This is a genomic window from Bacillus sp. S10(2024) (assembly GCF_050473865.1).
GTDB lineage: Bacteria > Bacillota > Bacilli > Bacillales > Bacillaceae_G > Bacillus_A.
The window spans coordinates 866,289-889,329 of sequence record NZ_JBFLUR010000002.1 but is presented as its reverse complement, the minus strand read 5'-3'; the positions used below and the strand labels follow the sequence as shown (position 1 = coordinate 889,329).

The window sequence follows — 23,041 nt, the reverse complement described above, 5'->3', positions numbered from 1 at the left end:
TTTACCATTAACTCACCAATTAATAGTAGAATATCAGGAAGTATGTAGAAATCAGAAATAAATTCACCAATAGCATGGGTCACCGCCACCAAATAACATAAAACCCACGCTAATTCTGTACCAAAAACGGTTAATACATTGAAATTTCAGTTATTTAATTTTGGTGATACTTTTAGTCCTAGAAATCCGAATTAAAAGTTGTAAGGACAGTCAAGTCATTCTATTTTCTAAAAACGGTCGTTTATGAGACTTGAATAGTTACTAAAGGTATCTTTGACACAAGAAAATTATTCTGGCTTTGAAATTAACGGGATTAAAATTAATTATTTGAAAGATGAATATATTCTTCTATATCCGTAATAATTTGATTAACAGACTGCTGCCAAAATTGTGGATTAGAAAGGTCAATATTAAAGTAATGGTATACTAATTCTTCAACTGGCCTTTTTCCAGTTTCACTTAAGAACCTTTTATATTTCGAATGAAATTCACTACCATCTTGCTTTGCGATGGCTAGCAGACCTAGACTTAATAGATAACCAAAAGTATAAGGATAATTATAATAAGGAACGGTAGGTTCATAAAAATGCTCATATTTCATCCAAACAAAAGGTTGATACTGTTCTAAGCTATTACCATAGGCTCTTTTCTGAGATTCAATTGATAATTCTTCTATCTGAATAGGACTTAATGGGCCATCTTTACTTTTTTCATAGAAAAGTTGCTCGAATATAAATGATCCTCGAACTGCCATTAAATAATTTAAACTACTTTGTATTTTATAGTTAAGTAAAGATTGTTTAATTTCTAAATCACTTGTAACTGTAATTAAATGATTCACAAAAATTAATTCAAATAAAATAGATGAACACTCTGCGATACTCATTGGAAAACGTTCTTCTAAAAAGGAAATTGAGGGATCATCTTCTAATTGCTTAAAATGCCATGCATGGCCTAGTTCATGTGCTAGTATCCTTGCACTCTCTATCGTTCCGTCATATCGTAAAGAAATTCTAGATTCTCCTTCACTTAGAAAAGGCGCACAAAAACCTCCAGAAGGTTTATTCGTTCTTGGCTCTGCATCTACCCAGCCATCTGTTATGGCATGAAGTGCAAATTGAGCAATTTCATCGTCAATATTTTTAAATGCATTGAATATTTCTTCTACGGCCTTTGAAAAAGGCATTTTTCTTTGCTCATTTTCTTGAGAAGTCATCAATTGATGCCATGTTAGCTTTTCTACATTCTTCCTTTTAAAGTTCAGAAAAACAGTTAAATTTTTCAAATTCTCATCTATTGTCTCCCACATTGTAAAGAGTGATTTTCGAGAAATTCCATTTAAATGAAGAGAATCTGATAATATATCGTCTTTTTGTAGGGTGCAGTTTTGGAACAGACGTAACCGTGCAAAGTTATTAAAAACGGTAGCAAAAAGAGCCTTTTCCTTATCTAGTTTAATCGTTAGCAACTCAAACGCTTCCATTCTTTTGATGGGATCATCATGATTCATAGCTAAATGATTCAATTCACTAAAAGAAACTATCTTTTTATTATCATCATAAATTAATTCAATCTCTAATTTATTTTTAAGTTGAGTATACATAGCTTTCCAATGATTTAATTCATTTTTTGTTATGCTTATTATTTGTTCTTCAATATCATTATAAATATTAGGAGATAAATCAAAAATAAAGGGTTGCACAAAAGGAAGACTATACCATTCCTTCTGGATTTCAACAGGAAGTTCACTTATATATTTTTTCCAATCCAATAATAAAGAATGAACTTCGTCTTTGAAAGAAGTTATATCGCTATGCAATGAAGTAAGAATAGAATGATCTTTTGATTCAGAACTAAGACAGTAACAATAATATTCCGCTTTTTCAAGCCTGCTGCGGACCTTGGAGAAGGTTTGCAGCATTTTTTCATCAATAAAACTTTCAGAGTTGAATTTTGAATAAGTCTCTTCTTTTAAATAATGAATTAAGGTTTTAATTTCATTTAATTCATTGGATAAAGTTTGATTCAATCCATTTGGATATAATCTTTGTAAATTCCAACATGTAGGCTCATGAGAAATTTGATTCATAAATACAACCTCCAATGGTATTTTATTTAGTTCTTCAAATAAAGAACTCATTTACAGTTCAATAATATTAGAAAATCATGAAAATGTAAATAAATCCGGAATTTTACACATTGTTCAATTGTTATATTTTTTGATATTCTATAATTAATATCCTAGTAGGAGGTAAGTAATGTCATATCGTGTAGCAGTGGATGATTCAATAGTTTATGAATTACTTTTAAGTTTTTTATTATATAAAAGAAGGAAAAATCTAAAATATTTGTATAAAGGTATGAATTGGGTTGAAGAAGTTGATTCTAAAATAACTGATGAATATAAAAATAAACTTGATCAATTTGAAGATGTATCGTTCGGGGATGTACTATGCTTAATAATTGAAGGATGTCCTCAAAAAGAGAATATTCATTCATTTTTAAATTGGTTCCAGAAAGCATCAATAACGACATTGTATGAATTACTAGCGCCACACTTAAAAAAAGAGGATTCTCATTTTTTACTTGGTTTAGAAAATCAAAAAAATAATTATTTCTATTTCCTGTCGGAGTGGTATAACCAGTACTTTAAATTTGAGAATATAGAGAAAAAAATAGCTAACGAGGCTTCAAGATTTAGTGAAAAAGCTGAAACATATTCACCAGAAAAATTGGTAGAAGTGTTTGCGACTGGCCTTAAAATAGAAATTCCAACAATTAAGCACGTTGTTCTAATTCCTTCTCTTCACTTTTGTCCGCTCCATACTTTTAGTATTTTTAAAGAAAAAATATTTGTTTGGTATCCTGTAAGTTTTGAAGAATCAAGAGAAAAAATATTTAACATTTCAAAAGCGCTAGCAGATCAAAAACGTTTAGATATACTTCAGTTTCTTTCAAGAGATAAATATAAATTTACGGATATTCTAAATTATATAGGCGGAGCGAAAGGGAATCTCCATCATCACCTGATGATATTGCGATCAGCAAACCTTATACGTGTACATCTGTCTAGTAATAATCAATTCTATCTCAGTACACGTACAGAATTTGCTACTGAATTAAAGGAGAAAATGATAGATTTTATTCAAAATACTCATGCATAGCATTGCTTGTGAAACCAATTTAAAGAATAATGGAATGATAAAAATCCGAAGTTCTTAGCGTACAGGTGAAGTGCACCCATTAATTCAAGAAAAGTGTACCTTTCAGCAAAAAGCCAAAGTGTACACTTTTGTGTGCAGTTTTTTTAACTGGTAATGCGTAAGCCTGTTATACGGTAGTTTGCTTATACTCTACGAATCATTTTTTTGTTTTTTCATTTTAAATTATTTGATTGAGCGTTACCTGCGAACTAAAAAGAGTTCACAGGTAACGCAAAGTGAGATAATATCCTAAAGTTTGATTAAATTTTTTTCTTATCCAATGATTTGTGTGAACCGTCACAGTTAGGTTGCTTTTGAGATAGCCCACAAGTACAATCATTTAATCCCTTTCCATCGAGAATTTTCTCGATACATTTCCCAATCCTTGACTCTCGAGTTTTAGATTGTTTGGGCTGAGAAAAATAAATAATATATGCTCTTTGCCGTCCCGGTGTCAATGATTCAAAAGATCGGGATCTAAAATGAGTAAATTATTATTAACCTCTAACGGCTTCTTCACGGGACAAATCAAAAAGCAATTTTTACAACTAATTGGTGGCGAGCTTAGTGACTTAAAAGTTTCAATTATAACTACGGCTTCTCCGCTCAAAGAAAACAATCAATATGCAAGAAAAGAGGAAACTAATACAGTTTCCTCCTCTCTTATCTAATCATTCTTCTATTATTCATAATGGATACCAAAACGAATGAAAAGTTGTAAGTTTTAAATAAATAGCGAAAATCAAAACACATACCCCAATAAGAAGCGCCAGATAATCAAGAAACTGCATTTCCGTTCTATAGTACCAAGTTCGTTTCTCCTTTTTTCCAAAACCTCGTAAATCCATAGCATTCGAAACGGTATCAATTCGATCCAATGAATTGATTACAAGCGGCCCAAAAATCGTCACTCGATTTTTAATGCGTTGAAGTAGAGTTGCTTCTCCTTTATGAAACGGAATCCCCCTTGCTTCCTGCGCATGTTTAATGAGCTCATATTCTGTTTGTATATTCGGAATATAGCGCAGTGCAATATTAACTGCATAGGCTATTTTATAATGGAATCCAATTTTATTTAAGCTGCTGGCAAATTGACTTGGATGAGTTGTGTAAATAAAAATAAGTGTAAACGGTAATAAGGTAAAATATTTTAATGATAATGTCATTGCATAAAAAAGAGTCTCGAGTGTAATAGTCGCATAATTAATGTGAAGAAGTGGTGTATATGTACCAGTTAGCTCCGATCCATGTGTTGGGGTAATAAATAAAATCATGGTAGAATTCAGAATACTAAATGTGAAAATAACAGTAAAAATAAGTACTATCCTACGCGATGGAATTTTAGCGATACCTACTAGTATGCAGCCAATTAGTAATAAGAATAATAAAATACGAAAATCAAAAAACAGGAATGTAAGAATCATCCATATAATAAATAGGATGAGCTTTACAGCACCATCCATACGGTGGAAATATGATTCATCTTCTATGTATAGTGTCCCCCTCTTACTCACGACGGTTCCTCCTTTTTGCTTCTATATAAGATTGAACAAATAGCTGCGGAAGTGGTATGTTCCCATGTTTCGCTAGACGGGTAAGTGTGCTCTCGCGGAGGTTTGCACGTTTTAAAACATGCTCATTGGCTAACACGGTAGTTACCGCATCATCTGCAATGATTTCGCCATTATGTAAGACAATCGCCCGTTTGGCGTATTCTATCGCTAAGTTCATATCATGTGTAATCAACAAAAAAGAAATTCCACATTTAGCTATTTTTTCTATAAAATTCATGAATTCTTTGTAATGAAAATAATCTTGTCCTGCAGTGGGTTCGTCTAAAATAATAATTTTTGGACTTGTAACGAGAATCGAAGCTATCGTTAGACGCTTTTTTTGTCCATAACTTAATGCTTGTACTGGCCAATTTCGAAATGGATACAAACCGCAAATTTGTAATGCCTGTTCTACTTTTTTATGTATTTCTTCTGAAGTATTCTTCAATTTTAAAGCAAAAGCGGCTTCTTCCCATACTGTCGCTTGTGTAATCATATGGTTAGGGTTTTGCATCACATAAGCGACCACCTCTCCCCGCTTTCGGATTGACCATCTTGTCACATCCGTTCCTTCTAAAAGAATTTTACCTTGCTGGGCTTTTTTCATTCCTGTCATGATATGAGCAAGTGTTGATTTTCCAGCACCGTTGTTTCCTAAAAGAGCGAGAACTTCTCCTTTGTATATAGGCATACATATATCCTTTAATGCAAAATTTCTATTTGGATATGCATGCGATATATTCTCTATTTTACATATACATTTGTTTTCGAATCTTTCTGCATGTATTCGATTTTGTAACATCCATTTTGATAGCGTTTCGTGTAATATATGAGAATTAACACTTTTTATAGGATACACTTCCTCGTCCGAAAGTGGATATTCCAATGTTTTTAATGCTTCTACGTATACAGGCTCCCTTAGCCCTGCCTTTTGTAGAATATTTTTCTGTAATAGCTTAAGCGGTGTTTCGATTGCAATGATACGGCCATTTTCCAAAATAATAATTTTATCTAAATCAAGATTGAGTATTTCTTCAATGCGATGCTCAATAATGATTATTGTTTTATTCGTTTGTCTATGAATCTTTTTCATAAGTTGAATTGCTTTTTCGCTGCTTACAGGATCTAAATTCGCTAAAGGTTCATCAAACAGGAGAATCTCGGCATTTGTAGCTAGTACGCCTGCAAGAGAAACGGACTGTTTTTGTCCTCCTGATAAATCGTGAGGGCTATGTGAATGAAACTTAATCATGTCTACCTCTTCAAGTGAACGTTCTACAATTTGCTTCATTTCCTCTTGCCCCGTACAATCATTTTCCATCGCAAACGCAACGTCTTCTTCAACCGTTAATCCGATAAATTGAGAATCTTGATCTTGCAGAATCGTTCCTACATATTGACTTAACTCAAATATACTCGTATGTCTAGGATCTATACCGCACACGGAAAGGTTTCCTGTACTTGTCCCTTCATAAGAAAAAGGAATGAGCCCATTGATACAATGAGCCAATGTAGATTTTCCCGACCCGCTTCGCCCAGCAATTAATACTTTTTCGCCAGGATAAATATGAAAGGTAATATCCCTTAGAGTCGGTTCAGCTACGCTTTTATATTGAAATGTAAATTCTTCAAACGAAACAATGGGTTTCATATGCATATTTTTACTTCTCGACCTTTAATTGTGTATTCTTTTTATTTGCCTTCGCAAGTCCTAACACGATTGGTAAACCGAGGATAAAGAACACGAGAACATCTGCGATAATCGCACCACCTACTTGAATAGCAATTTTATCAAACGGTTCGCCCATAATGAAAATGTCAAATATACCAGCAAAGACGATTCCCAAAAGAATACCAATTACACCCGTAATAGAAAGGTAAACGATATCTCCCTTACTATACGTTCCATTTTTCACACTAAATGCAGGGCGCTTTTGGACAAATCCCATAAATAAACCAATGATTCCTGAACTTAATACCCAGCCCCACCAAATGCCCCAACCAGCAATAGCATCTGTTATTGTATGACCGATAAGTCCAATTAATAAAGCTGCGATTGGTCCAAAGATAGCACCGAAAATCGTTAATAAAGCAAGTGCTGGTTTAATAAAAGTATTCGGCGCAATAGAAAATCCCCATAATCCTAATACACCATATATTGCTGAGCCAATTCCAATTGCTACAACTAGTTTTGTAGAAAGATTTTGATTCATTAATATTCCCCCTCCCATTATGTAAACCTACTCTAAATAGCCTCTATCATTTGTATGGGTGCTATCAGTTTTATATGCTGTAGCAACATGAATTATGCTTATATGTACCGTTTCATAACGACTTTAGCCAAAAACACTCGATCGTTTCGCTTGTTTTCTAGAGTTACAATTTTCTTTTGAAAATCCCAACTTTTTAAATTGTTTATCAAAACTCAAAAAAACTTGAGAAAAAAATTATTTGAATTTTCAGTATTCTAATAATAGAAACTTAATGTTACTATAAATCTATTCTTTTAAATTTTTGTTAGGGGGAAAGAATGATGAAGAAAAAGAGTCTAGCGTTTGTGTTGGCAACCGGAATGGCAGTGACAACGTTCGGGGGGACAAGCTCTGCCTTTGCAGATTCAAAGAATGTACTTTCCACAAAAAAATACAATGAGACTACTCAGTCTCCAGAGTTTGTATCAGGAAACCTAACAAGCGAATCAGGAAAGAAAGCAGAGTCTGTTGTATTTGATTATTTAAACTCTGCTAAAAAAGATTATAAACTAGGCGAAAAAGGTGCAGAAGAATCCTTTAAAGTACAAAAAATTATAAAAGATCCTATTGGAGAAGCAACTGTTGTCCGCCTGCAGCAAATGTATGAAGGCGTACCGGTATGGGGATATACTCAAGTAGCTCATGTTGGAAAAGATGGTGTATTAAAGGTTGTATCAGGAACAGTTGCGCCTGATTTAGATAAAAAAGAGAAGCTGAGAAATAAAAATAAAATTGACGGAAAAGAAGCAATTGCTGCTGCGCAAAAAGACTTAGGAATGAATCCAAAATATGAAGTAGAGCCGGCGGCAGATTTATTTATATATCAAAATGGTGAGGAAACAACATACGCATATGTTGTGAAATTAAATTTCTTAGATCCAGAGCCAGGAAACTATTATTATTTCATTGAAGCTGATAGCGGTAAAGTACTGAATAAATACAATACAATTCATAATGCTAATACTGAGAATACTGCACCGATTAAACCTGTAACAGGAACAAATAAAGTTGGAACAGGTAAAGGAGTATTAGGCGATACAAAATCTATTAATACAACATTATCTAGATCTAGCTATTATTTACAAGACAATACACACGGTGCAACCATTTACACATATGATGCAAAGAATCGTTCGACTCTTCCAGGAACTTTATGGGCTGATACAGATAACATCTTTAATGCTACCCGTGATGCGGCAGCGGTGGATGCACATTATTATGCAGGTGTAACATATGATTATTATAAGAAAACCTTTAACCGCAACTCTTATAACGATGCTGGCGCACAGTTAAAATCGACGGTTCATTATGGAAAAAATTATAACAATGCTTTTTGGAATGGATCACAAATGGTGTACGGTGATGGAGATGGATATACATTCATTCCATTTTCTGGAGGGATTGATGTTGTCGGACATGAGTTAACGCATGCCGTTACAGAATATAGTTCAAACCTTATTTATCAAAATGAATCTGGTGCATTAAATGAAGCATTTTCTGATATCTTTGGAACATTAATAGAATACTATGATAACCGTAACCCAGATTGGGAAGTTGGAGAAGATATTTATACACCTGGTACAGCTGGGGATGCACTTCGTTCGATGAGTGATCCAACAAAATATGATGATCCAGATCATTACTCTAAACGTTATACAGGTTCAAGTGATAATGGCGGCGTTCATACAAATAGCGGTATTATCAATAAAGCTGCGTACTTATTAGCAAATGGTGGTACACATTATGGTGTAACGGTAAATGGTATTGGCAAAGATAAAGTAGGTGCAATCTACTATCGTGCAAATACTGTATACTTAACTGAATCTGCAACTTTTAGTCAAGCACGTGCTGGTTTAGTACAAGCAGCAGCTGATTTATACGGCGCAAACTCTGCAGAAGTGACAGCCGTGAAGCAGTCATATGATGCAGTTGGTGTGAAATAGGTTCCACTCTCCTTTATATAATGAAAGAGGCTGTCCTAAAAGTTTCACTTCTAGGACAGCCTCTTTCCTCTAATTACAAATCTAATGCTACCAAAATTCTCACTTAATAGAAAAAACACAAATACAATAAATATTTAATTACCACTATGTACACTACTCTTTTATTAACAATAGAACCTGTTCTTGATTTTATTTGGTACCTTCAAATGCATAAAAAGCCTGTATGTTATCCTTATCAAAATTTATTTTTAACATCTCAAATAAAGACGGCATCAATTTCTTTACGGCTTCACTATGTGCCCATCTAACTTCTACAATATCATTATCTGGATCATTAATGTTTATTTCTCCATCAATAATCTTTGCATGGAATGTAACAATTAAAGCATGATGACCTCTTTCTTCAAAAAACACTTCCCTAATAGAATGTAATTTATCTACAGCAATATTAAACCCTGTTTCCTCTTTTACTTCGCGAATTGCAGCCTCTTCTAGAGTCTCATCTCCTTCAACTGCCCCACCCGGCAGACTCCAATAATAAGAATCACCCTTTTTGTTTTTAACTATTAATATATGGTCATTATCATCATAAATTAAAGCTGAAACTACATTCACTCTTTTCAAAAACAACCCCTCCTTTGGAATTTTTTTCATAATAACAATTAAATTGATTATACTAGAAGCAAAATTTAAAATAAATACATCATTTATTCAAAGGAGGGGATTTTATTGAAGTTTAGAAAGCTTTTTCAAACGACATACCTGAGTTAGTAGATTTAATTCAACAACTAAGTAATCGAACTTCTGTGGAATAAATAAAGGTTAGATTTTATAATATTGAAGGTATTTTTAAGAGGATTAAGTTCCTCTATGGTAGTGAATAAGAAAAGTAGTATGTCGATAAGAGCAGCCCTGTTCATCAAATCATTGGTTAGTTAAATAATGATTTGGTATACATCACAACGGTGTAGGAGTATTAATTTGTTCATCAAAATTTAATTCTAAAAGCTGTCCAGCGTGAACCAAACCAGATCCAAATCCGTACATAAGAACTCGATCTCCATTTCTGACTTTTCCCTCACGGATTCCAAGGTCAAGAGCTAAAGGAATTGTTGCAGCAGAAGTATTTCCAAAGTTAACTAAGCTATAAAGGGTTTTTTCCAATGGATATTCTAATTTTTCGCAAATCGGTTCTATTATCCGTAAGTTAGCACTATGAGGTATAAACCAATCAACCTGATCTAAACTCGTTTGCGTTTTTTCTAAAATCTGTCTTATACTATCTGGAACATTCCTTACAACCCATCGAAAAACTTCTCTACCATTTTGTACAAGATATTGAGTATCGATTAATTCAATTCCATTGATCTTTTTTGATAGTCCAGGACGATATACATGTTGTGCTCCTCTCCCATCACTTCCTAGGTGGAATTCAATAAAGCTTTTTGATTGTTCATCCCTTTCAACTAATACCGCGCCAGCACCATCACCAAATAAAACACATGTACTTCTATCTTTATAATCTGTAATTTTTGAGATTGTGTCTGCTCCAATAACTAGCACCTTTTTGTGGAGCCCAGAAGAAATTAAACTGTTTGCTGTATGCAATGCATAAACAAACCCTGCACATGCTGCACTTAAATCTATGGCACCAGTTTGGGATATATTTAATTGGTCCTGTATTATACTGGAGACAGATGGAAATGGAAAATCTGGTGTGCTAGTTGCCACAATAATCATATCTACATCTTCGACTTTTTTATTATATCGGTACATTAAGTCCTTTACGGCAGATACACATAAATCACTAGTAAATTCATCAGGACGAGTTATTCTGCGTTCGTGAATTCCTGTTCTTTGAATAATCCACTCATTATTTGTTTCAACCATTTGCTCCAGCTCAAAATTTGTTAATTTCTTTTCAGGTACATATGTACCAATAGCTGTAATTCTTGCTTTTGACCTCATTTATTTGTCCTCCTTTACTATTTTTACACTTGATATTATAATCTAATATTAGTATCACATACCAATTTGTGTCAATAATATAAAATAAAAATAATGGAAATTAAATAATTACTTGTGAAAGTATAAGGGAGAGGGATTCATGTTCAACACTCAACAAATTAAAGAGATTATTCCACATCGTTACCCATTTTTATTAGTTGATCGCATACTTGAAATAGAGGAAGGAAAACGCGCAGTCGGAATTAAAAATATTACTGCTAATGAAGCATTCTTTAATGGTCACTTTCCAGATTATCCAGTAATGCCGGGCGTTCTAATAATAGAAGCGTTGGCACAAGTAAGTGCAGTTATCATGTTAATGAAAGATGATAACCGAGGAAAAATTGGGTTGTTTGCTGGCATTGATCGTTGTCGTTTCAAGAAACAAGTCCACCCTGGAGATCAGTTACATTTAGAAGTAGAAATAACAAGAGTTCGTGGTTTAATTGCAAAAGCAAATGCTGTTGCTTTAGTAGATGGAGAAATCGCTTGTGAAGCAGAAGTAACATTCGCTCTTTACAACAATAAGAAAGCCTAAAGATTTATCCCGCTAGTCGTGGGTAGTAATACTCCTACCTCAAAATTCGGCAAAAACAAAGAAGTTAGGTAGGAGATAAACTGCCCGTAAAAGCCCAATTGGTGAGGGCTGATAATCAGTGGGGAATGAAGCCCCCCCTCTGATTAAAGTTTCACCTTACTTATAATCTTCAACCTCTTTTTTATAGAAGTTACTCTTTTTCTATTAGACAAAAAATCACCTCTTAAGATTGTAATATCTCACGAGGTGATTTTTATCAAATTTTTTTATAAACCTACATTACAACTTAGCAGACTTCTTGGTTATTACCATCATTACTAATGTATAAAAGTTAAATGTTCTTTCATCCACACTATCCTTCCGGCGTGATCCAAACAATTTGCTGCATCCGAATAAAGAACGGTGTATCTTCCTCTTCAATTACAATATGGTCTGGTTTAACAGCCCTTAACATCCCCTGCAAGCTACCGCGCATTGTGTCGACAACAACATTTTTCCCAACAATCATTTGTAACGTTTGCACAACATATGGATCCACGCTAGAAACTACTTCTCCGCTTAATTGATAACCATTTCGAAAATCTCCGTATACATCTTCGTATGAATAGTCCATTAATATCCCCCTCTTTCTACAACTCGCTTGTATTGTATGAAAGGAATTAGCTCGATGTGCCTATTTACACAAAGAAACGAGATTCCATCATTACGGCCTCTCGTTCTATTTCACAAGCTAGAAGGTTTGCTACTTCTAACTCATGATTCCCATTTATACGTCCAAAATTGTTCACCTTGTAACCATTTTGTCGTTGCTGGATCTTGTTTTTTTAGCTTTTCTTCCATTTCTTCTAACATCGCTTCTGTTTGGGAACGATGTGCACGAAGCGCTGCTAATTTTTGCGGTAATACGTTACTTATATCATTAACTACATCTGGCTTTCCTAATGCTTCCTCACGATTTTTCGTGATAGCCACCGCATGAATAACTGGACGCTCTTCTTTCGGCATACGTTCTACTGCACGAACAGCTGCGCGTCCAAATGCATTGTGATCTGGATGTACACCGTGTTCAGGATAAAATGTGATGATTAAAGACGGATTCACATCACGAATTACTTCTTCAATTTTATCCGCTACAAATTCAACGTCTTCAAATTCTAACGTTTTATCATGGAAGCCAAGTAAACGTAAATCTTCAATTCTCATCGCTTGGCAAGCTTCTTCTAATTCTCGCTTACGAATACTTGGAATTGTTTCACGATTGGCAAATACGTTTTTCCCCATATTCCGTCCCATTTGACCAAGTGTCCCACAAGCATACGTAACAGGGACTCCATTATTTCGATATTGACGAATTGTTCCCCCCGCCGCAAATGATTCATCATCTGGATGCGGAAATACTACAAGTACGTGTCTTTCCATTATCTCCACTCCTTATGCAAATGGCGTTAAACTTAATTGCAGTGCAACTGCAAGACGCCCTTTTTCATCATGTCCCGCTAATAAAAGACGATTTTTTTCATCTTTTTCCCAATGTGTCACACCTTCTGCGTATACCCAGCCATGCTCCATTTTTAAACCTATACGATATGGATTCGTTCCTGTAATCTTGCCGCGTTCAAAGCGAATCACTGTATTACGGATAAACGCCCCAACTGTCATCGTTTTTTCATTTACATGTGAAGCATATGCACCATTTGTCGTCTCTAAATGAAGGTATACATCTTGATTTAGAAAATGTTCGATTTCACTTTGTACGACAGTAGTATCTGTAATTATTTCCATCGGATTTCACCTCTTTTAATCAGTTTACGAAAAAATAATGTAAATTGCTATCTCTTATAATAGAGGACAATGATTACTTTGCATATTTTTTTGCTTTTTATTTTTTATATTTAATACGGTATATGAAATTATTTATCTTTTTGATGTGTTCCGTATTTTCATTTCTTTCTGCATGTGAATTTGCTACAATAATATTTATGCAGAAGGGTGCATTTCGACATTTTTATACACTACTACGTATAGGATTCTTAAAAAGAAGGTGAACACATTGGATCATTCCGCACACGAAGTTGCAAACTGGCAATACTATTTTGCCATTGCTGTATTTTTAATCACATACGGCTTTATTATCTCTGAAAAAATTAACCGTGCTGTTATTGCTTTACTTGGCGCTGCTATTATGGTGATTATGGGAATAGTAGATTTACATACTGCTTTTTCTACACATATTCAATGGGAAACCATCACTCTATTAATCGGAATGATGATCCTCGTACATATCACAAGTCAATCTGGTGTCTTTGAATATGTGGCAATTAAAGCTGCTAAAGTTGCGGGCGGAAAGCCAATTCGCATTTTACTGCTTCTATCCCTCTTAACCGCAGTTGGTTCTGCATTTTTAGACAATGTAACAACGGTTTTATTAGTTGTACCTGTTACATTATCGATTACACGTATTTTGAAGGTACCTCCTGTTCCATTTTTAATTTCAGAAGTAATATTTTCTAATCTCGGCGGAACAGCGACGCTTATTGGTGACCCTCCAAACATTATGATTGGATCTGCAAATAAGCATCTTGATTTTAATGCATTTTTACTGAATTTAGCACCGATTGTTGCTATTATTTCTGCCGTTACGTTACTTATTTTATATATCATGTATCGTAACAAATTAAAAACAACAGACGAACAAGTCCAGAAACTGATGTCTTTAAATGAAACTGATTATATTCGTGATCGCAGCCTACTCGTTAAGTCTTTATCCATTTTAGGACTAACAATATTTGGATTTATTTTCCATTCTATTATTCATGTTGATGCTGCCGTTATCGCTCTACTTGGCGCTGTCCTTTTAATGCTAATCGGTGTAAAAGAGCACGAAATTGAAAATGTATTTGCACATATTGAATGGGTAACGATTTTCTTCTTTGCAGGTTTATTCGTTCTTGTCGGTGCACTTGTTGATATCGGACTTATTTCCTCACTTGCAAAAAAAGTATTAGACGTAACAAATGGAGATATCGGCTATGCATCTATCTTAATTTTATGGGTATCCGGCGCTGCTTCTGCCACAATTGATAACATTCCGTTTGTCGCAACGATGATTCCGCTTATTCAAAACTTAGCAAGCGGACTTGGACTTGCAGCAGATTCCCCGCAAATTGAAGTATTATGGTGGGCATTATCACTTGGAGCTTGCTTAGGAGGAAATGGTACGCTAATTGGTGCTTCTGCCAACGTCGTTGTAGCAGGCATTGCTAAACGTGAAGGATGCGGTTTCTCGTACATGGATTTCTTAAAAATCGGGTTACCATTAACAATTGTTGCACTACTTTTATCACATGCATATATTTATTTACGTTATTTAATGTAAAAAGGTTTGCGGCATGAGCCGTAAACCTTTCTTTTTCACCAAAAGATACCGATAATTGCAAGACCACCTAAAATGATTCCGCCAACCTGTCCAACCATTGTTGGTGTCCATTCAATCCCCTTTTTCATTTGTACAACTGGCCTTTCATGCCGCAGTTGCTGCACTTCTGATTGCAGTTGATGGATAGAACCATGCAACTCTTTTACAAGCTCCTTTAATTCTACTATTTCTTCTTCAGCTGATTTCCTTTTTTCTAAATTCATTTTCATGCTCCTTTTAAATCAATAGATTAAATAATGTTGGATTGTGATTGATTTCCATATAATGTATTCCTTGTTCTTCCATTCTTCTAATAAAAGGCTCATAATCTTCTTTTTTCTGCAGTTCAATCCCAACTAGTGCCGGACCATTATCTTTATTATTCTTCTTCGTATACTCAAAACGTGTAATATCATCATGTGGTCCGAGTACGTTATCTAGAAACTCACGTAACGCCCGAGGCCGCTGCGGGAAATTAATAATAAAATAATGCTTCAGTCCCTCATAAATTAATGATCTTTCCTTTGTTTCCTGCATCCGATCGATATCATTATTGCCACCACTTACGATACAAACAACTGTCTTTCCGCGAATTTCATCTCGGTATAAATCAAGCGCTGCAATTGGCAGTGCACCAGATGGCTCTGCTACAATCGCATTTTTATTATAAAGCTCAAGTAATGTTGTACATACTTTTCCTTCCGGTACAGCAACAATATCATCTAGCACACGTTTACAAATTTCATATGTAAGATAACCAACTTGTTTAACCGCTGTTCCATCCACAAATGAGTCAATATGTGGAAGCGTGACAACCACTCCTTGCGCAAGCGCCTCTTTCATCGAAGCAGCACCTTCTGGTTCCACCCCAACAATTTTCGTTAAAGGACTAATTCCTTTTATGTATGTTCCTACTCCTGCTGCTAAGCCTCCTCCGCCAATTCCCATAAACATGTAATCAATCGTACAATCCGTATCATGTAAAATTTCTACACCAACCGTCCCTTGTCCTGCAATAACCCTTGGATCATCAAACGGATGAATAAATGTTAATCCAAATTCTTCACAATATTTCACAGCTTGCCCATATGAGCTGTCAAATGTATCTCCTTGCAAGATTACCTCTATGTAATCCCCTCCAAAAAAGCGTACTTGTGATACCTTTTGGCTTGGTGTGGTATTTGGCATGAAAATCTTTGCTGGAATTTGTAATTTATGACATGTATAAGCTACGCCCTGTGCATGATTACCAGCGCTTGCACAGACAACTCCTTTTTTCAAGTCTTTCATCGGTAAACTGCTAATACAGTTATAGGCACCTCGTATTTTGAAAGAACGAACAACTTGTAAGTCCTCTCGTTTTAAATATATGTTACATTGATATTTCTCTGATAAAATTGAATCGCGCTCTAAAGATGTATTTCGAATCACATCTTTTAACGTATTATATGCAACGAGAATATCCTCAATTTTGATCATTTCTTTCACATTTTTCATATCTTTAACCGCCTCACTGTATAATTTAAAAAGTTTTGCTTTCAATTATACAGAATAATCTAAATATTTAAAACGTCATTCAAATAAAAATGAATCAACATACACACTATGTTAATTCATCCTTACATGATGGCGTTTCCACTTTAACGTATTTCCGAAAGAAGCCTTCACCTTCAAGCGCGTGACGGGCAAGAGCCCAGTGGTGGGTAGTTGACTGTAATTGTTCTTTGACACGTACGAAATTTATACTTGTATCTTTTTAATCGCCCTCTTGCTCAAAAATAGCTTTCCATCCAGTAGCTGTAACGCCTACTTCTAATCTAAGACCATTCACTACTTTTTCAATAAGAATTGTTTTCTTAGTATTACAATGTAAAACTGCGTGAATCGTTACTTTTTTACCTTCTTCAATCTCTTCACTATATAATTCTCTTAACTCAATGTCTTCTGTATTTAACATTTGCATAAGTAACAACCTAATATGAACTTCATCTGTATTAGAGCATGTTGCGGATAATACATAACTCATTTTTTCTGGCATTTGATCAGTTGATTTCTTATTCATAAATAGTGCAACTGGACGAAGGAAAATATTAGCTATTAAAACGCCAAATGCCCCTAGTATAGCCACTTTTAGAAAACCTGCTCCAACAAGAGTTCCTACCGCTGCAGAACACCATAATGTTGCAGCTGTATTTAACCCTCGAATACTAAAGCCGTCGCGAATAATGACTCCCCCTCCTAAAAAGCCAATTCCACTAACAACTTGAGCTGCAATCCGGGTGGGACTCGATTCCCCTGTCACAATCACTGATAATAAAACGAACAAACATGCACCTAATGAAACCAAAGCATTTGTTCTTAAACCTGCCATACGATGAAGCCACTGACGCTCCGTCCCGATAAGGGCCCCAGCAAATATAGCTACAAGTATATGAAGTGCAATCTCTTGCAACGTCATTTTCTTCACCCCTATCTTCTAATAATCGACCTTTGCTCTCATAAGAATACCATAAAACATACTCCCATTTATTCTTCTATAAACAATTGTCTCACTTCTTCATCATAATCAAATAAATCCGCATAACGGCCACAATCAATTCATATATCCAATCCGTTCTCGGATTCCTCTACGTTATATTAAAAATTGGATTGTCATTCCCTTACCTGAATCAATAATCATATAATAGCCAGTAATGTAATAATATCTCTTCAGCTAAACCGTTTTTTCTTGAACAAAATATATAGATATCTTTATCATTTTCTCCTTGTCACATCAAAGAATATCTCTCCCATTTACCGTTAATCGGTGAGAAAAGATCAGCATGCCTCTTTATTAATATGTGCTCGCTTCCCGTATTTCCATCCATCTTTTCTCACCTTCAAACGTTATAAAAAACCCCCGCTCACAACAAAAGAGGGGTATACTTAAACGACTTATATAATTAATATAAAAGCTACCTAAAAACTGTGCCCCTTTAAAATGTAAACATTATCATGCATAATAATTTCAAATTAGAATTTTTAATTTTTTGTTCGTTTCGTTAAAATGATAAAGCTAAGCATTGCACCGATATGACAACAAACAATTGTTATTCCCATTGGTACGGCAGTCTGCTCTCCTTGAATGCCCACTATAGGTGCTACTACAGCGCCAGAGATAAAAGGTAACAGTCCTAGTAAAGCCGCAGCGCTTCCCGCTGCCTTTTGCTGATTTTGCATCGCCAACGTAAACCCCGTCGTCCCAACAATCCCTACACTAGAAACAATCATAAAGAAGCAGATTAACACCCCTATTAAAGAAGGAGCCAGCAAAATAATCAGAAGAAGCATTGTGCCTCCGAATAAAGCTAAAAGAAGTCCCGTTACTAATAAAGTACGTTCTTTAATTTTCCCTGCCAAACGCCCTGTAACTTGTGAGGCAATGATTATCCCAAAACCGTTAATCGCAAAAAATAAACTATATAATTGCGGCGAAGCACCAAAAATATTTTGAATGACAAACGGTGATCCTGAAATATAGGCAAACATCGCTGCTGTAATAAATCCTTGAGAAAGTGCATACCCCATAAATACACGATCTTGTAATAAGCGTCTATAATGCGATAAGCTCTCTCCCCAACCACCTGCGGTTCTTTTTTCTTCGTGCAACGTTTCTGGCAATATAAATATAACACTTAATAACATAAATACACTTAGTATACCTAACACAATGAATACCCAGTGCCAAGAAGCAAAACTTAAAATTTGTCCCCCAATAATAGGTGCGAAGATTGGTGCAGCTCCATTTACTAACATTAAAGCAGAAAAGAATTTCGTAAGCTCTGATCCCGTGTATAAATCTCTCACAATCGCACGTGAAAGTACAATCCCCGCTGAACCAGCTGCCCCTTGAATAAAACGTAATACAATAAGTGTCCAGACAGAGGGGGTTAGCGCACATAATAATGACGTAACTGCATAAATAACAAGACCAATTACAATTGGTTTTTTCCTTCCTTGACGGTCACTCCATGCACCGACCAACAATTGTCCTAACGCAATTCCTAACAAACATGCCGTTAAACTTAACTGTGTAAGTGCACTTGTCGCATGCAAATCGTCTGTTAAAGCTGGAAAAGCTGGAAGATACATATCAATAGAAAGCGGTCCAATCGCAGATAAACTTCCGAGAATGATTGCTAAAATAATTCGCTTATCCTTAGCGACTTGTACTTTCATTTGTAATTCTGTTTGCAATTATTTAACCTCCTTTTTCTCCTGCACAAGTGTGCAGAATGAAACAAACTCCCAATACTAGAAGCTTCATTTTATGTTCCAAATTATGTCTATCCTTTTCACCTGCATCACTTCACAAGAATATAGAATAATAAATTAGATGTAATCATTTTAGTTACAATTATACTTATTGTCAATAAATTCACCCGATATTTTTCCAATTTAAGCATATATAAAAGGATATCAACAAATGTCGATACCCTGTTACCTTCTATATTTCTAGATCTATTCCCTTTAAATTCACTATTTTACAACTAGTTTGTACTGATGCCTCGCGCCGTCCAAATGCGATCAATTTCTGCACCGTGCTGTCCTCCATATAGGAGGGCATCCGCTTGCTTAATCGCTTTAGCACCGTCACGGAAAGTAGCGTTAGGAGTAAGAGACCAATGCGATTGTAAAATAATTTTTGTCGCAATATCTCGGCCAAAAGCTTGCGCCATGTCATACTCACCTTGTGACCAAATTTCACCGTCCGCATGAACTTCATTCACTATATCTTTCGGATACACTTTGTTATTATCTAATCTACGAAGGCAAGTTGGATTCATATTGGAATAAGAAGTTGAATCCCATTCTCCAATACAAGCTTTTCCATAACCTGTATCTGATACAGCATCTTCATATGTAGCTCCTAAGAAATCTCCAAACCCTTCTCCCATAGCTCCGCCTTCCGAAGAGTTCCCAAATCCAGCAACTTGATTATCTTGTATAGAATGGCCATATTCATGGGCAATCACCCCTGCATCTTCCGCATCATCAACTCCGCCAGAACCAAATGTCAGCGCCTTAGTTGAAGGCGAATAAAAAGAATTATCTGCTGTAGATGTATTCACATTTGCTTTAATAGAACGGTTGTTAATATTATTAAACCCAAGTTGTTGTATATATCGCTGCAAAGTATCGATGTGATAATATGCCATAACATCTTCAAATCTATCATTTGAACGTGTGTAGTTATATTGAAGAGAAGCAGAATACGTTTTTACTTTCGACGCAATCGTCACATAATCTCCAACCAAATATCCTGACCCATTGAGACCTTTTAAAGTGACCGTTTTCAATTGGTTATTCAACGCAGTAGAATCTGAGTCTTTATTATCAGTCAATCTGGCCAAGTTTCCACTCGTTGCTACAGGGTTTGGAAGAAACACCTTCCCTTGTCCTTCTGCTTTTCGGTTTAAATCTTTTTTCTTAAGTAATTTCCCATTTTCTGCATCAATAAATGTTTCCCAAGCACCAAATGGTTTTTGAGAATGAATGACAACCCGATACACGGGAATTGCCACACCTTCTTCTATTATATATCCAAATTCACGCGTAGTTGGAGCCCATAAAGTCGCATCATCAGCTTCTAGATACTGAGTAGATTTACCTTCCGCTTCCTTTTCACTTAGCTTTTGCTTAATTTCCTTCACGCTCTGTACAGGAAGGTAATCCGAAACTGCCAACACACCTTGTCCTCCTTTATTGAGCGTTACGGTTACTTGTCTAGAGAATACAGGAAATCCATTAACTGCTTGTTGAAATCTAACATAAGATGCCACCTCTGTATCTGTCGTAGAAACATATTGTAAATCTGATATATCCGACTTCAAAGAGTACTGCGCTGCATTCCCTTTTAAATATTCGGTTGCCTGTTCTTGTAGTGAGACATTTTGCACTTTTCCTTGTATCTCTTCTACCGCTGAAACAGTATGAATCATACCAAAAATCAATGGAATTACGGTAGCAACTGTGACAACTTTTTTCAACAAAACTATCACTCTCCTACTCTAGAATTGTTTCGAATGTACGAGTAATTCTAGGGTAGGTAAAATTTCACCTTTCTAATTTTTATAAATCTGACAAATGAAAGATTTTCTCAATATTTTTCTTAAAAAAAGAAATATTTTATAAAAACATAAAACCCTATCTTAGAACCTTGCTAACAAAATTCTAAAATAGTGCTGCTAATAGATTATTATAAAATGTTAATTTATCATGTCATTTCCAAGTAATTTCACACAAAATAAAGATCATCATAGTCGCTTACATTTTGCATTCAAAAATTCACTAAATCATTTTATAATAAAACACCGTTGTATGTAATTCTCCATTTGCCGACCTAGCATAGTGGGGAATTTTCCCCGCTTCTACAAACCCTAATGATATATAGAGTTGATTCGAAGGATCCCCTTCTCTAGTATCTAATGTTAAAAGCGATTTATTTTCTTGTATCGCTCTTTTTTCTGCTTTTTGCATAAGTGCACGTCCAATTCCATTACGTCTGAATTTCGGATGAGTCATTAGTTTTCCAATTTCAACTCGATGCCTTCCGTTTTGCTTCGTACTTAAATGCAATTGTACACTGCCCGCTATTTCATTATTTATCTTTGCTATGAATAGTATAACTTCAGAACTTAACACGGATTTCCAGTACTTTATCGCTTCTTCTTGTGTCATTGGTGGTAAAAAACCTATCGATGCCCCGTCATCTACTACTACTCTCAAAAGTTCCGCAAGCTTTTCAATATCTTTATCTATTATTTTCACTTCTTCTATTTCCAGTTGAGAAACCAATTGTCACACCTCCATTTCACTAGCTAAGATACCTTTAGCTACCCAACCAACTACACCATCTCTTTTTATCAAATCATATCCTGTGCAGCTGTCATCAATTATAGAGACAGTATCCCCTTTATTTACACCTATTTGCGCACAAGAAACATCCGTTTTAGCATAAGAACTTCCCGCTTCATTTTGATGTATATATTCGTTTTTAACGTTAAGTAATTGTTTTGCTTCAAGCTGCTCACATAAAGTAAAATGCTTACCTTTTTTAACTGGTATAATCTCATATCGTGGATATGTAATCAAACCGCTCATCATAGGTTCCGCACAAAAGTCCTCTAACACCTTATATTTTGGAAAATGATCAACATATGTATGTGAAAATGTATCTTCACTAGATGACTTATGAATAATAAATGCATTTAATTGACCCGTCTCTTTAATCGCATTTCCACCGTCAATTGAAATTATTTTTTTTGTATGTTCAATAATTGGATTATCTGATGGTAATTCTGAAGAATAATTAACAACTGGCCAGTGTCCAACGATTACATATTTATTTGCACGATGTGACTTATGTAAAAATGCCGGCAATGTAATGGCAGTATCTCGATTTGTATCTTTCCAATTCTCTATTTCATCTAATCCTGCATGAATAAAAATGTAATCGTCCGTTTCAATTGCAGTAGGTAATTCTGTAAGCCACTTTATTTCTTTTGAAAATCGATTTTCCAGTATCTCCTTTATCTCTCTGATGTTTGTATCTTCACTCACAAAATAGCCTATATGCTCCAACCATTCATTCAATATAGAGTGCTGCTTTGTACATAAATAGTTTATTAAATGTGGATTTTCATTTAAAAGTTCTTCAACTACAGTATCGCAATTCCCTTCTATAACGTGAACATTTGGATTCTTAAATGAGAGTTCCATTACGTAGTTTACAACACCTTTACTGTTACTCCCCTTCTCACAAAGGTCACCATTAATGATTAAATAATCTTCTTTACTAAATTTAACCTTTTCTAATAGCGCTTTGAAAAGTTCTAATTCCCCATGAATATCGGAAATAACAATAATTCTTACGTTATTTGGGATTGATAGTTCCTTTATTTTCTCCAATGATAAGACCCCTTTTTCTGTCTAAAATCCCTAAATTATTTACATTTCGGAATTTGATATTTCACAAAAAATTCGACAAAGTCTTTCATTATACCTCTTTTTTATGACTATTTAGCTCTTTAATAGGAGAAAAAATACCCCGCTTCCATAAATCAGCACATTTTAATCAGAAAAAATACA

The 23,041-nt window shown here is 35.0% G+C and carries 21 protein-coding genes and 1 pseudogene; 5 read left to right on the top strand and 17 right to left on the bottom strand.

The window, feature by feature from the left end; translation table 11 throughout:
• Positions 1-319: 319 nt before the first annotated feature.
• On the bottom strand, positions 320-2,089 hold the full coding sequence (locus AB1280_RS04530; RefSeq protein WP_429755005.1) for a M3 family metallopeptidase: 1,770 nt from the start codon (positions 2,087-2,089) through the stop codon (positions 320-322).
• A gap of 169 nt (positions 2,090-2,258) precedes the next feature.
• On the opposite strand from AB1280_RS04530, the gene AB1280_RS04525 reads away from it, so the two are divergent.
• Positions 2,259-3,164, top strand: a complete 906-nt coding sequence (locus tag AB1280_RS04525) for a winged helix-turn-helix domain-containing protein (protein ID WP_429755004.1) — start codon at positions 2,259-2,261, stop codon at positions 3,162-3,164.
• A gap of 299 nt (positions 3,165-3,463) precedes the next feature.
• On the opposite strand, the pseudogene AB1280_RS04520 reads toward AB1280_RS04525, so the two are convergent.
• Positions 3,464-3,673 (bottom strand): annotated as a pseudogene (locus AB1280_RS04520) (YdeI/OmpD-associated family protein); the annotation flags it as partial.
• A gap of 12 nt (positions 3,674-3,685) precedes the next feature.
• Between AB1280_RS04520 and AB1280_RS04515 the strand changes: the two are divergent.
• A complete protein-coding gene (locus tag AB1280_RS04515; protein WP_272190128.1) occupies positions 3,686-3,874 on the top strand; it encodes a hypothetical protein in 189 nt (62 codons plus the stop codon).
• A gap of 15 nt (positions 3,875-3,889) precedes the next feature.
• Here AB1280_RS04515 and AB1280_RS04510 read toward each other — a convergent pair whose 3' ends face one another.
• The 3 genes from AB1280_RS04510 to AB1280_RS04500 are packed head-to-tail and all read right to left on the bottom strand — an operon-like array spanning position 3,890 to position 6,969.
• Positions 3,890-4,693: an energy-coupling factor transporter transmembrane component T family protein gene (locus AB1280_RS04510; RefSeq protein WP_429757272.1), complete on the bottom strand. Its 804-nt coding sequence runs from the start codon at positions 4,691-4,693 to the stop codon at positions 3,890-3,892.
• Between the two features lie 16 nt (positions 4,694-4,709).
• Entirely contained in the window at positions 4,710-6,407 is a 1,698-nt protein-coding gene (locus tag AB1280_RS04505) for an ABC transporter ATP-binding protein (RefSeq protein WP_429757271.1), read from the bottom strand.
• A gap of 10 nt (positions 6,408-6,417) precedes the next feature.
• Entirely contained in the window at positions 6,418-6,969 is a 552-nt protein-coding gene (locus AB1280_RS04500; protein ID WP_429755003.1) for an ECF-type riboflavin transporter substrate-binding protein, read from the bottom strand.
• Positions 6,970-7,289: 320 nt separating this feature from the next.
• Here AB1280_RS04500 and AB1280_RS04495 point away from each other — a divergent pair, with 320 nt between their 5' ends.
• Positions 7,290-8,951 carry a M4 family metallopeptidase gene (locus tag AB1280_RS04495; RefSeq protein ID WP_429755002.1) on the top strand — a complete coding sequence of 554 codons (1,662 nt, stop codon included), beginning with the start codon at positions 7,290-7,292 and terminating at the stop codon, positions 8,949-8,951.
• Positions 8,952-9,140: 189 nt separating this feature from the next.
• On the opposite strand, the gene AB1280_RS04490 is transcribed toward AB1280_RS04495, so the two are convergent.
• Positions 9,141-9,575 (bottom strand): NUDIX hydrolase, encoded by a 435-nt coding sequence (locus AB1280_RS04490; protein WP_272190131.1) that lies wholly within the window; start codon positions 9,573-9,575, stop codon positions 9,141-9,143.
• A 333-nt stretch (positions 9,576-9,908) separates the two neighbouring features.
• Positions 9,909-10,919: a ketoacyl-ACP synthase III gene (locus tag AB1280_RS04485; protein ID WP_429755001.1), complete on the bottom strand. Its 1,011-nt coding sequence runs from the start codon at positions 10,917-10,919 to the stop codon at positions 9,909-9,911.
• Between the two features lie 139 nt (positions 10,920-11,058).
• Here AB1280_RS04485 and fabZ point away from each other — a divergent pair, with 139 nt between their 5' ends.
• Positions 11,059-11,496: a 3-hydroxyacyl-ACP dehydratase FabZ gene (gene fabZ / locus AB1280_RS04480; protein WP_429755000.1), complete on the top strand. Its 438-nt coding sequence runs from the start codon at positions 11,059-11,061 to the stop codon at positions 11,494-11,496.
• 352 nt (positions 11,497-11,848) lie between these two features.
• On the opposite strand, the gene AB1280_RS04475 is transcribed toward fabZ, so the two are convergent.
• From AB1280_RS04475 to AB1280_RS04465, 3 genes are all read right to left on the bottom strand, one after another.
• A complete protein-coding gene (locus AB1280_RS04475; protein WP_272190134.1) occupies positions 11,849-12,109 on the bottom strand; it encodes a YuzF family protein in 261 nt (86 codons plus the stop codon).
• A gap of 140 nt (positions 12,110-12,249) precedes the next feature.
• A complete protein-coding gene (bshB2, locus tag AB1280_RS04470) occupies positions 12,250-12,915 on the bottom strand; it encodes a bacillithiol biosynthesis deacetylase BshB2 (protein WP_429754999.1) in 666 nt (221 codons plus the stop codon).
• 12 nt (positions 12,916-12,927) lie between these two features.
• Positions 12,928-13,278, bottom strand: a complete 351-nt coding sequence (locus tag AB1280_RS04465; protein ID WP_429754998.1) for a YojF family protein — start codon at positions 13,276-13,278, stop codon at positions 12,928-12,930.
• Positions 13,279-13,546: 268 nt separating this feature from the next.
• On the opposite strand from AB1280_RS04465, the gene AB1280_RS04460 reads away from it, so the two are divergent.
• Positions 13,547-14,872: an ArsB/NhaD family transporter gene (locus AB1280_RS04460; RefSeq protein ID WP_429754997.1), complete on the top strand. Its 1,326-nt coding sequence runs from the start codon at positions 13,547-13,549 to the stop codon at positions 14,870-14,872.
• 35 nt (positions 14,873-14,907) lie between these two features.
• Here the strand turns inward: AB1280_RS04460 and AB1280_RS04455 are convergent, their stop codons facing one another.
• The 7 genes from AB1280_RS04455 to AB1280_RS04425 all read right to left on the bottom strand — a co-directional run bounded on the left by AB1280_RS04455 (position 14,908) and on the right by AB1280_RS04425 (position 22,861).
• Positions 14,908-15,135: a hypothetical protein gene (locus AB1280_RS04455; RefSeq protein WP_429754996.1), complete on the bottom strand. Its 228-nt coding sequence runs from the start codon at positions 15,133-15,135 to the stop codon at positions 14,908-14,910.
• Positions 15,136-15,148: 13 nt separating this feature from the next.
• A complete protein-coding gene (ilvA, locus tag AB1280_RS04450) occupies positions 15,149-16,408 on the bottom strand; it encodes a threonine ammonia-lyase IlvA (protein WP_429754995.1) in 1,260 nt (419 codons plus the stop codon).
• Positions 16,409-16,667: 259 nt separating this feature from the next.
• Complete coding sequence (locus AB1280_RS04445) at positions 16,668-17,369, bottom strand: MgtC/SapB family protein (RefSeq protein WP_272190142.1); 702 nt, start codon at positions 17,367-17,369, stop codon at positions 16,668-16,670.
• 563 nt (positions 17,370-17,932) lie between these two features.
• Positions 17,933-19,129, bottom strand: coding sequence for a multidrug effflux MFS transporter (locus AB1280_RS04440; protein WP_429757270.1), 1,197 nt, complete (start codon positions 19,127-19,129; stop codon positions 17,933-17,935).
• A gap of 311 nt (positions 19,130-19,440) precedes the next feature.
• Complete coding sequence (locus tag AB1280_RS04435; RefSeq protein WP_429757269.1) at positions 19,441-20,892, bottom strand: M36 family metallopeptidase; 1,452 nt, start codon at positions 20,890-20,892, stop codon at positions 19,441-19,443.
• Between the two features lie 349 nt (positions 20,893-21,241).
• On the bottom strand, positions 21,242-21,748 hold the full coding sequence (locus AB1280_RS04430; protein ID WP_429754994.1) for an N-acetyltransferase family protein: 507 nt from the start codon (positions 21,746-21,748) through the stop codon (positions 21,242-21,244).
• Between the two features lie 3 nt (positions 21,749-21,751).
• Entirely contained in the window at positions 21,752-22,861 is a 1,110-nt protein-coding gene (locus tag AB1280_RS04425) for a metallophosphoesterase (protein WP_429754993.1), read from the bottom strand.
• Positions 22,862-23,041: the final 180 nt, after the last annotated feature.